This is a genomic window from Acidobacteriota bacterium, assembly GCA_003225175.1.
In the GTDB taxonomy this organism is placed as follows: domain Bacteria; phylum Acidobacteriota; class Terriglobia; order Terriglobales; family Acidobacteriaceae; genus Gp1-AA112.
This window is the reverse complement of sequence record QIBA01000092.1, coordinates 1-4,032: the sequence shown is the minus strand read 5'-3', so window position 1 is coordinate 4,032 and position 4,032 is coordinate 1. Positions and strand designations below refer to the sequence as shown.

At 60.8% G+C, this 4,032-nt stretch carries 4 protein-coding genes; 1 reads left to right on the top strand and 3 read right to left on the bottom strand.

The features are described from left to right. A partial coding sequence (locus tag DMG62_22020) for a hypothetical protein (protein ID PYY20782.1) occupies positions 1-252 on the top strand: 252 nt, incomplete at its 5' end. 216 nt (positions 253-468) lie between these two features. Here the strand turns inward: DMG62_22020 and DMG62_22015 are convergent. From DMG62_22015 to DMG62_22005, 3 genes are all read right to left on the bottom strand, one after another. Then, positions 469-1,749, bottom strand: a complete 1,281-nt coding sequence (locus DMG62_22015; protein ID PYY20781.1) for a hypothetical protein — start codon at positions 1,747-1,749, stop codon at positions 469-471. A gap of 280 nt (positions 1,750-2,029) precedes the next feature. Then, a complete protein-coding gene (locus tag DMG62_22010; protein PYY20780.1) occupies positions 2,030-3,109 on the bottom strand; it encodes an alpha/beta hydrolase in 1,080 nt (359 codons plus the stop codon). 197 nt (positions 3,110-3,306) lie between these two features. Beyond that, a complete protein-coding gene (locus DMG62_22005) occupies positions 3,307-3,789 on the bottom strand; it encodes a hypothetical protein (GenBank protein ID PYY20779.1) in 483 nt (160 codons plus the stop codon). Positions 3,790-4,032 lie beyond the last annotated feature (243 nt).

The window sequence follows — 4,032 nt, the reverse complement described above, 5'->3', positions numbered from 1 at the left end:
CTCGTCGCCGAGCGCTCCCATCACATCGTGCTGCTCGCGGCGGCGGAGATCGCCGGGGCGCTGCTCCTCATGTGGCGCAGGGCGCAATGGGTCGGGGCAGCCGTGCTGCTCGCGGTGTTCGCCGCTGCGCAGATCATGTCGGCCGTCGACGGAGAATGCCCCACCCGCTTCCTACAGTACGCCGCCAGCGCGCTGCTCATCGTGCTCCTCGATCGCACGCTCTGGCAGGCGGACACCGCAGCATCATTCTAAAAGTCGATAGGACCCAAGACATCAGCCGCACCGAACCCTGGGGCAAGATTTAAGACCATTCCTTTGCTCCCCGAAGCCTGCGTTCAGGATCGCGTCCGGTCCTGACCCGAAGCGGTCGATCGCGAAGGGCCGCTTTGCGGCACCGGACGGGCCGCCGCTCCCACTATTGTGAGTAGTGGCGTCAGGGAGGGACGAGCGTTACGCCGCGCGTAGACCCTAGCGAGCAGATTGCGCGGCGGCAGTCTGCTCCCGCGCGCGCCTCAGCGCCTCATCAAGAGCATTTGCAGCAGATACTTTGATGTCGGGCTCGACTCCCGTGCCCTCCCAATCTGTCTTTGTGATTGGGTTGACGAAGCGGCCGAAGGGCACCCGAATGAAGAAATGCTCATCAATGCGGTGTGGCGCCATAGTATGAGCACCACCGCCCGTGCTTTCACCGATTAGTGTCGCTCGCTTGAGGCTCTTGAGGTCGTAGGCCAATTCTTCGGATGCCGAAAACGTTCTCCCCGAGATAAGCACCCACACCGGCTTGCCCGTAAACTTCTTCCCCGGCAGATACGGAATGGTCCACAGCTGCTCGGTCATATTCTCCTGGTGATCGTCGATGTCATCGAGATGGACCGACTCATCGAACAGATAGCTGCAAATCACGGCGACCATGCGGGGCGAACCGCCGCGGGTTTCGCGCAGGTCGATGATGAGGGCATCGCTGTCGGCTAGAAAAGTCATGGCTGCCGAAGCTGTTTGTATGCAGTTCTCCGGCTCCGCAATCATCGTGAGCTTCAAATAGCCGATATTGGGTGGATAGTGCTCCGCTTTCTCGAAGCCGCAATTGACAGCCGCGAGTTGCCGGGGGGCCGGGTGGGGCCGCGGCGGCGGCTGCTCGGGGGGCATGGCTTCAGGGAAGTAGTCCACTCCAATGTGCTTGTCTCCACTCAGCATAACCAGATCGTCGCCGAACCGGATGGAAAAAATCTCCGGGTCGGTGATGCCACGGTATTCGCCCCGCTCCTGCAGCTTCCTGAGCTTCTCCGAGACCCTCTTTGCCACGTCCGGAAAGAGATAGAACTTCTCGAGCAGTTTCGCCGCGCCGTCAATCACACGGGTGCGCTCCGCTTCATCCAGAGTGAACTCCGGTGAAGTGACGCCAGCCGGCGCGAGCGACAACAAGGTTATATGGTCGGGGTCGTACGACCTGACTACCAGCCTGCCGTAAATCTCTACCGAACTTGCTCTCTCTTTGGTTCTGAAGACGATCCACAGTTTGTTGCTCTGATCGATGCTCAGAAGATCGTAGCCGCCGGTACGTGCACGGAGTCCCATCTCTGCGTCCAGGGTCAACCACGGAGCGTGTGCCCCTTCGAAAGACTCGACTCGTGCTCTGTCGCCGCTGTTGAAGGCGTCGAGCCAGGCGCCCAGTGCGTGGCCGGCCGGCGTATCTGGAATGGGTAACGTTGATGCAGCGACGAGCGAAATGCCACACTTCAAGAAAATCATCGCTACAAGGAGCAGACGAGTCGACAAAGCGCCACCCTCGGCAATTTGCGTGGTTTACACCCCTTCTTCCCTCGGATGTGGGGAACCCCCAAATCTTGTACCGCACCCGTATAGTTATCTTATAGCGCCCTGCAAGCGTCTGCTTTATGGCAACGCGTTTGGCGAGGCTCAACGACCGGGCACGGCCTATTCCGTTGAAAAACTCCCGGGAGCAGACGCTCGCCGACGGGCGCCACCTGCCGTCTGTGGGCAGTGGGCGCCCAGCTCCGAGAGCGTTCCTTCAAGACTGCGCTGCTACGCGACGCTCGCGGAGCACTTCGTCCACAGCGTCGATGACTGCCTGCGGCTTATCCAACTGAATGTGGTGACCTGATCCCTTGATGAACCGGTGTACGCCACGCGAGGAGAGGCGCGCCAAGGCCTCGTGCATCGCAATCCAGACCTTCTCGTAGGACGGGCTGACCCGGGCTTCGGCGGGCGTGCTGAATTCCCATGTGATCTCCGGCGACAGGACGACAAGCGGCAATGCGCCAAGGCTCCGGTGGTCGACGCTGTCGTACTGGTGTGTGTCTAGCGACGACATGAGCGAGACTCGATCGGCGAAATAGTAGGCGGTGAAGAACTGAGGAAACACTTTCCTAAACGCGGCAGGCGTGCCGCTCGGCAAGGGCGGCATGCAGTCCTTGTGTTCGGGTCTGGACGGGTCGAGGGGTCCATTCACAGCCAGAAAGGCGCAATTCAACAATGGGGTCGTGTTGCTCGCGACGCCTCCGTACGCCGCATCGAAACCCGGCTGATTCTGCTCAATAAGGCCCTCTCCGGCCGGACTGGTATCCACGAGGACCATGCCCTCGACTTCCTGGGGCCAGCGTTGCGCGTAGAGGCGCACCTCTAAGCCGCCCAAGGAGTGCCCAACCAGGACATACGGTCCCGGTATGGCGCCGGATTTGAGCGCCGCGTGCAGGTCGTCCACCACGTTGGGGAGGATCTGGAAGCGGGGCGCCGGATCGCTGAAGCCAAAGCCGGCTCGGTCGAAAGTGCAGACGCGCGTCGTTTGAGCCATCACGGGCTGGACCTTGTACCAGACTGGCGACCAGCTCGCGCTACCCGCCATCAGAACGACCGTGGGGCCGCCGGCACCCATACAGAGCAAATTAATCCGTCGGCCACCGATATCGATCAGCTGACCTGGCTTGATGTAGGGCAGCAACCTCTGGTCGTCTGCCATCGTCGGCGCTGGTGCCGGCTGGGCAAGAACGACGTCACCAATCGAAAACATTAGGACGGTCGCGAGGACGGCATGGGCGACGCGACGTGCTGACGTAGGCATGAGGAGCCACGGAGGAACGTCTCGGTGCATTTGGTTTGAGACCTTGCATTTGTGGGCCGAGAAGGCGTTTCTAAGGACAGCGCGCGCCTCGCGGAGTTCTATTCGCACGCGCAGCACTGCTGATGCACTGGACCAGGTATGAACGAATGGCCGCTTAGCAGGGTGCCACCTTCGCTTGGTTGCGATTTAACGCCTACCGGAAGTGGGTCGGTTACGTCGGTGGTGATTCAGCGATGGTATTCGCGATAGACGATGCGCACCCAGCGATCGGTGCCCCTGCCAGCCTTTGCGAGTCCCTCGGTGGGATGCAGTGCCACAACCTCATCCTCGCTCAAGCCACGGGTGATCTCATCGACGATGCCGTCCCGGATTGAGACGAGACGGTCGCGGTAGTCCTGGAGTCCGACGCGATCCGCAACTTCGCCATGACCGGGGACGACGATCGTATCACCCGTCGCAATCACATTTTGTTGACGGAAGAACACGACGGCGGCGTCGTCGGTGTGAGCCGGGCCCACGTGGATGACGTCAATCTCATCGCCATTCCAGCGCAACCGCAAAGCGGTATCGAAGGTAATCGCGGGCCACGCGATCGGTGGATAGGCCTTCTGAGGCCCGTAAAGCGACATTATCTGGCCCGACCGCATGCGCAGTCCGGCATTCTCTTGTGCGATTATAAGCGCGCCGCCGCGGGCGAAAGCCCAGACCATTCGGGAGTTCGATGTACTGACGCTACCTCCAGTCACCGGGTACACCTCTTGACCATCTTTCACAATATTCGAAGTTGCGCGTGCCGCGGAGTGTGAATCTCCAACCTCATAGAGCGCTGTTGCGTCCGATTTACTGGCCGCTGGCGCGCCAGTCTGCCTGGGAGCGCAGCACCGCCGACACTTGCGCCAGTTGCTCCTCTTGGATCTCCTCGAATTTTCGCATCTGCTCTGCCGTAAGCACCT